The 6,623-nt window shown below is 67.3% G+C and carries 6 protein-coding genes; 5 read left to right on the forward strand and 1 reads right to left on the reverse strand.

The genetic code is table 11. From position 1 onward, the window contains the following. The first annotated feature begins 89 nt into the window (after positions 1-89). From pdxR to AC1D2K_RS01300, 3 genes are all read left to right on the forward strand, one after another. The gene (gene pdxR / locus AC1D2K_RS01290; RefSeq protein ID WP_478085678.1) at positions 90-1,610 is read left to right on the forward strand and encodes a MocR-like pyridoxine biosynthesis transcription factor PdxR; all 1,521 of its coding nucleotides are present in this window, start codon (positions 90-92) and stop codon (positions 1,608-1,610) included. A 70-nt stretch (positions 1,611-1,680) separates the two neighbouring features. Next, positions 1,681-2,070 (forward strand): nuclear transport factor 2 family protein, encoded by a 390-nt coding sequence (locus tag AC1D2K_RS01295; protein ID WP_478085680.1) that lies wholly within the window; start codon positions 1,681-1,683, stop codon positions 2,068-2,070. A 262-nt stretch (positions 2,071-2,332) separates the two neighbouring features. Next, complete coding sequence (locus tag AC1D2K_RS01300) at positions 2,333-3,484, forward strand: pyridoxal-phosphate-dependent aminotransferase family protein (protein ID WP_478085689.1); 1,152 nt, start codon at positions 2,333-2,335, stop codon at positions 3,482-3,484. Positions 3,485-3,500: 16 nt separating this feature from the next. Here AC1D2K_RS01300 and AC1D2K_RS01305 read toward each other — a convergent pair whose 3' ends face one another. After that, positions 3,501-4,823, reverse strand: a complete 1,323-nt coding sequence (locus AC1D2K_RS01305; protein WP_478085681.1) for a lytic murein transglycosylase — start codon at positions 4,821-4,823, stop codon at positions 3,501-3,503. Positions 4,824-5,031: 208 nt separating this feature from the next. On the opposite strand from AC1D2K_RS01305, the gene AC1D2K_RS01310 reads away from it, so the two are divergent. Together AC1D2K_RS01310 and AC1D2K_RS01315 are read left to right on the forward strand one after the other, a co-directional pair. Next, positions 5,032-5,805: a ferredoxin--NADP reductase gene (locus tag AC1D2K_RS01310; RefSeq protein ID WP_478085682.1), complete on the forward strand. Its 774-nt coding sequence runs from the start codon at positions 5,032-5,034 to the stop codon at positions 5,803-5,805. Positions 5,806-5,819: 14 nt separating this feature from the next. Continuing rightward, a complete protein-coding gene (locus AC1D2K_RS01315) occupies positions 5,820-6,623 on the forward strand; it encodes a TetR/AcrR family transcriptional regulator (protein WP_478085684.1) in 804 nt (267 codons plus the stop codon).

The raw sequence follows: 6,623 nt of genomic DNA on the forward strand, positions 1-6,623 counted from the left end.
GCCGGATGGTCCGCGTGAAGTGGCCTTGGAGACAGGTCCATTCTGATGTTTGGCTGATACCATTTTGAAAACCACAATCAGGAGACGCGATGGTCAAACGTGCCGGCGGATCGCTGCTGCTGTCCTTGCGCATCGACCCCTCGTCCCATCAGCCGGTGAGCACCCGGGTCTGCGTGGCGCTGCGCGAGATGATCCTGACCGGCGGTTTCCAGGCCGGCGACCGCCTGCCGGCCAGCCGCACCCTGGCGCGCGACCTCGGCGTGTCGCGCACGACGGTGATCGAGGTGTTCGACCGGCTCACCGCCGAAGGACTGGTCGAGTCGCGCACCGGCGCCGGCACCTTCGTCAGCGCCGCCCTGGGCGCGAGCCGCCCGATGCCCGCGAGATCGCAGGCCGCGGCCCTCCGGGCAGCGTCGCCGGTGCTGTCGACGGTGATGACGCAGGCGGTGCAGCGCTTCGGCACGCGTCAGCGGCTGCCGCATGTGGCACGCGCCTTCACCACGGCGCTGCCGGCCTTCGACGCCTTCCCGGTCGCGCAGTGGGCGCGCCTGTCCGCCAAGTACCTGCGCGGCGGGCGCGACGAGCTGATGGGCTATGGCGACCCGAACGGATCGCCGCAACTGCGGCGCGCCATCGCCTCGCACCTGCGCGCCAATCGCGGCATCACCTGCGACCCGGAGCAGCTGTTCATCGTCGGCGGCGCCCAGCAGGCGTTTCACCTGATCGGCTCGACGCTGCTGAATCCGGGCGACAAGATCTGGTTCGAGAACCCCGGCGCCATCGGCGCGCGCAACAGCCTGATCGCCACCGGTGCCGAGCTGGTCCCGGTGCCGGTCGACGACGAAGGCCTGTGCGTCGAAGAGGGCCTGCGCCTGGCGCCGCGCTTCCGGCTGGCCTTCGTGACGCCCTCGCACCAGCAGCCGCTGGGCAGCGTGATGAGCCTGGAGCGCCGCTTCGCGCTGCTGCATGCCGCCGAGCGGGCGGGCGCCTGGATCATCGAGGACGACTACGACGGCGAGTTCTTCTTCGGCGGCCGGCCGCTGCCGACGCTCAAGAGCGTGGACACGACCGGCCTGGTGATCTACGTCGGCACCTTCAGCAAATCGCTGTTTCCCGCGCTGCGGCTGGGCTACCTGGTGGCGCCGCYGGCCCTGGTCGACACCTTCCGCACGATCATGAGCCACTTCCTGCAGGGCGTGCCGTCGCACACCCAGGCGGTGGTGGCGGAGTTCATCGACGAGGGGCATTTCGCGGCCCATCTGCGCCGCATGCGGCACCTGTACCTGGAACGCTACGAGGCCCTGGCCGAAGCCTGCCAGCGGCGCCTGGCCGGCTTGCTCGACATCGTGCCGACGCACGGCGGCCTGCACACCATCGCACGACTGCCGGCCCACGTGTCCGAGACCGCGGCGGCGCACGACGCCGACCTGCGCCAGGTCACCACCTCGCCCATCGGCCGCTTCGCGATCACGCCGGTCAGCGACAACGGCCTCGTGCTGGGCTTCGGCAGCGTGCCGGCGGCGGCCGTCGATGCGGGCGTTCGCGTGCTGGGCGAGGTGCTGGAAGCCAAGCCGGGGAAAGACCACTCGCGGACCGCCCAGCCCGCTTGAGCGGCGCTTGTCTTTCCGGCCGGTCCGGGGCAGAGTCGCGGCCTCATCCGCAATGTTGGGGGAACCATTCATGACATCCAGCCCGATCGCCGCCTGGCATCAACTCGTCAGGGAACGCAACGCGCCAGGACTCGACGCGCTTCTTGCCGACGACGCGACCTTCCATTCACCGGTGGTCCATACGCCGCAAGTCGGAAAAGCCATCACGAAGAAGTACCTCGCCGCCGCATTTCAGGTCTTCTTCAACCCCTCGTTCCGCTACGTTCGAGAGCTCACGGGAGAGCGGGACGCGGTGCTCGAGTTCGAGCTCGAGCTGGACGGCATCGGCATCAACGGGGTCGACATGATCAAGTGGAACGACGAAGGCAGGATCACCGAGTTCAAGGTGATGCTGCGGCCCCTGAAGGCGGTCAATCTGATCCATCAGAAGATGGCGGCGATGCTGCAGGCGAGCCCGTAGCCCCGCAACTGCAGCGTGCGCTGAACGAACTGAAGGCAGAGACGGGCCTCGAAGTGCGGGGCCGACATCGAACTCAAGTCGACCTGCGAATGACGCTGAATTCCAGCACGCGTGGYGGTGCCACGGCTAGACTGCCATGCGCATTCCGCTGCCCGCAATTCCTGCGACTGCACCTCAACCATCCACAAGCCAACTCGTGACGTATCTGCCTCCCCCGCACATCAGTCCTCTCGAAAGCATCCTGCCGGACGAACCCTTGTTGATGATGGGCGCCGGCCCCGTGCCGATTCCCCATCGCGTCGCGTATGCGAATTCCATCGTCATCAATCACCTGGGAGAGACCATGAGCAAGGTCATCGAGCAGGTGAAGAACATGGGCCGCTATGTGTTTCAGACCGCCTCGCCGCATGTCCTGGGCGTGGCGGGTCCCGGTTCGGCCGCGATGGAAATGGCCATCACCAACCTGGTGGCGCCGGGCACGACCGTCCTCAGCGTCACCAACGGCTTTTTCAGCCAGCGCATGGCGGAGATGGCACGCCGGGTGGGCGGCCATGTCGACGTCCTCCCAGTCGAGGACAACGCCAGCGCCCGGCCCGCTCTGGTCGAAGCGCGCATGCGCACCGGCAAGTACGACGTGCTGACCATTGTCCAGGGCGAAACTTCRAATACGGTCCTCAACCGGGAACTGCAGGAAATCGCACGACTCGCCAAGGCGCATGGGTGCCTGGTCATCGTGGATGCCGTGTGCACGCTGAGCACCATGCCGCTCGAGATGGACGACTGGCAGATCGATGCCGTCATCACCGGGGGACAGAAGGGTCTGTCGTCGATCCCGGGCGTTTCGCTGCTTGCGTTTTCCCAAAGCGCCTGGGAGGCGATCGAACGGCGACAGGACACCCTGCCGCACTGGTGTCTGGACGCGAAGCTGGCGGACAAGTTCTGGAACCAGAGCTCCTACCACTACACCGCGCCGGTGTCGGGCATCCTCGCGCTGCACGAGGCACTCCGCCTGGTCTGCGCAGAGACCCTGTCCGCCCGCTTCCGGCGCCATCGCGTCTGTTCCGAAGCGCTCCAGTCCGGCATCGAAGCGATGGGCCTGACGCTGCTGGTCGAGGCACCCTCGCGCCTGAACTCGGTGGTTGGCATCAACGTGCCCGCCGCCGTGGCGGCGGACCGCGTCCGGAGCCACATGTCGAGCACGCACAAGGTGGAGATCTCAGGGTCGTTCGGACTCAACATTCTGCGCATCGGGCAGATGGGCGAGCAATGCAGGGAACACCATCTCTTTCGCACCCTGCATGCGCTGGGGCTGAGCATGGAGGCCAACGGCGCATCTCTCAATGTCCCTGCCGGGATGGCTGCGTTGGAGCGAAAACTCTCGGAACGCGGCGACAGGCCGGCGGGTGCGCTGTAGCCGGAACCCGCATGCCCTAAGGCTCACGCAAGCGCTGCAGCACGGCCGCGCTCGGGAAGCCGTCCGCGGGCAGGCCGACACTGCGCTGGTACCGGCGAATCCCGTCGCGGGTCGCCGGCCCCATCATGCCGTCGGGCGTGCCGGCGGCGAAGCCGCGCTGGTTCAAGGCGGTCTGAAGCTCCAGCAGCTCAGTGCGCGAAAGCGCCGCCAGATCGCGCGGCCAGGGCGCCTGCACGCCGGGGCCGCCGGTCAGCCGCTGTGAAAGCAGACCGACCGCGAGCGCATAGCTGGTCGAGTTGTTGTAGCGCAGGATCGCGCGGAAATTGGGTCCGACCAGGAAGGCGGGGCCACGCGCACCCGCGGGCAGCAGGATCGAGCCGTCCGCGAAGTCCGGCAACGGCCGGCCGTCCGCGCTTCGCAAGCCCTCGGCGGCCCATTGCGCGCTGGACTGGCGCACGGCAGCGTCCGCACGGCCGTGGTCGAAGCCCGTCGGCAACTGCACCTCCACGCCCCAAGGCTGGCCCGCCTTCCAGCCCGACTTCGAGAGAAAGTTGGCCGTCGAGGCCGTGACGTCGGCCATGCTGCCCCAGATATCGCGCCGGCCGTCCCCGTCGGCATCCACCGCGTAGGCCAGGAAATTCGACGGCAGGAACTGTGTCTGGCCCATGGCCCCTGCCCAGGAGCCGATCATGTGATCGCGGTCGATGTCGCCCCGGTCGAGGATCTTCAACGCCGCGAGCAATTCACGGCGCGCCCACTCCTCGCGGCGGCCCTCGAAGCCCAGGGTCGCCAGTGCATCGATGGTCGGGGTGCTGCCATAGTTGCTGCCGAAGTTGCTCTCCATGCCCCAGATGGCGACCACGATGCCGGGGGGCACGGCGTAGCGCGCGGCCGCCGCATCGGCTTCGGCGCGAACCTGCAGCAGCTTGTCCTGGCCCAGCGCGACGCGCTGGGGCGTCACGGTGTTGTCGAGGTAGTCCCAGACCGTGCGCGTGAATTCGGGTTGGGCGCGATCCAGTTCGACAACGCGCGGCAGGTAGTGCACGTCGTCGAACGCAGCGCGAAGCGTCGCCTCGCTGATGCCCGCTTCGCGCGCGCTGGCGCGAAAGTCCGCGACCCAGCGTCCGAATCCCTGCTGGAGCGTCGCATCGTCCGCGCCCGTGGGCTTCGGGGTCGGGGGCGGCATCGCCGGCCGGGCGGTTGCGGCCGGGCCGGGCGGCGGGTCCGACGCCGGTGCCGTCGATGGCGCGGAGGAGGCGCAGCCCGCCAGGACGGCGGCTGCCAGGGCCGCAGCGCCAAGCGCCTGGATGGGTATCTGCGGAAGTCTGTGTCGGTGCATTCCGTGGATTTTCGCCTGCTGGCGGGTCGGGTGCGCGCGACGATCTCCGTGGAGGTCGCAGACCTTGGCGAATGGCGCGTCCTCGCGGACCCTGGGCAGCTTGCGGTCATTGCGCAGCTTGTGTAGCATTCACTCCACTTTGATGTAGCATTCACTACATGAAAGTCGCGCTGCGAGAGGCGCCGCCCCTACTGACGGAGAAGAAACCATGAGTGCATTCAGCGAAGAACGTGTGCTGAGCGTCCACCACTGGACCGACCGCCTGTTTACCTTCACGACCACCCGAGAYCCGGCCCTGCGCTTCTCGAACGGCCACTTCACGATGATCGGCCTGAAGGTCAACRACAAGCCCCTGCTGCGGGCCTACAGCATCGTGAGCCCGAACTACGAGGAACACCTGGAGTTCCTGAGCATCAAGGTCGAGGAAGGCCCGCTGACCTCGAAGCTGCAGCACATCCAGGTCGGCGACACCGTCATCGTCGGCCGCAAGCCGACCGGCACGCTGCTGAYCGACTACACGCTGCCGGGCAAGCGGCTCTACCTGTTCGGCACCGGCACCGGCCTGGCGCCGTTCATGAGCATCATCCGCGACCCCGACACCTACGAGAAGTTCGAGCAGGTCATCCTGGTGCACGGCGTGCGCCAGATCGACGAGCTGGCCTATCACGACCTCGTGACCGACCACCTGCCSMAGCACGARRTCCTGGGYGAACTGATCGAGAAGCAGCTGCTCTACTACCCGACCGTGACGCGCGAGGAGTTCCGCAACATGGGGCGCATCACCGAGCTGATCGAGAGCAACAAGCTCACCGACGACCTCGGCCTGCCGCCGCTCAATGCCGCCGAAGACCGCGTGATGCTGTGCGGCAGCCCGGGCCTGCTGGTCGACCTCAAGCACATCCTCGAGGCGCGCGGCTTCAAGGAAGGCAACACGTCGACGCCGGGCGATTTCGTGGTCGAACGCGCCTTCGCCGAGAAGTAGCCAAGAAGCCCGCGATGGCCGAGCCCAAGGCAGCCGCGCGCAAGAGCGCACCCAAGCCCGCGACGCGCCGCACCGGCGTGCGCGAGGCCTCTGCGCAGGCCACGCGAGAAAGCATCCTGCGCGCCGCGACCAAGGTGTTCGCGAAGTACGGCTTCGACGGCGGCAGCGTCGAGAAGATCTCGAAGGCGGCGAAGTCGTACGACCGCATGATCTACTACTACTTCGGCAGCAAGGAAGGCCTGTTCATCGCGGTGCTCGAGGGCATCTACCGGCGGATGGACGATGCCGAGGCCGCGATCGACCTCGATGCGTCCCGGCCGGTGGAGTCGCTCACCGCGGTGATCCGCTTCGTGCTCGGCTACTACCGCAAGAATCCCGAGTTCGTCACGCTGCTGAACACCGAGAACCTGCACAAGGGCCGGCMTATCGCGAAGTCGCTGCGGGCCCGCGAATATTCGTCGCGGGCGATCACGGTCATCCACGAGATCCTCGCCAGCGGCGTCGAGCAAGGCCTGTTCCGCGATGACGTGGCGGCGCGCGATCTGTACCTGCTGATCGCGTCGACCGGCTATTTCTACACGTCGAACCGGCACACGCTGACGGCCTTCCTGGGCGAGCCCCTCGAAACGCCGGAAGCCGTCGCACACTGGGAAAACTTCGTGATCGAGACCGTGCTGCGCACGGTCGACGCCGGAGCTCCCGACGAACAAGAGTCCACTCACTCCCACGAGAGAAATATGACCCCCAAAGCTCACATGCGTTCGCAGGCCCCCAAGGGGGCGCAGGCCTCCCTTGGGGCGGCCCGGCGGGAGGCCTGA

It is taken from the genome of Variovorax sp. P1_H12_2 (assembly GCF_056405335.1).

What these genes read in the sequence shown, in the direction of transcription:
- AC1D2K_RS01295 (WP_478085680.1), top strand. Translation starts at nt 1,681, where the DNA reads ATGACATCCAGCCCGATCGCCGCCTGGCATCAACTCGTCAGGGAACGC.
- AC1D2K_RS01305 (WP_478085681.1), bottom strand. Translation starts at nt 4,823, where the DNA reads ATGCACCGACACAGACTTCCGCAGATACCCATCCAGGCGCTTGGCGCT.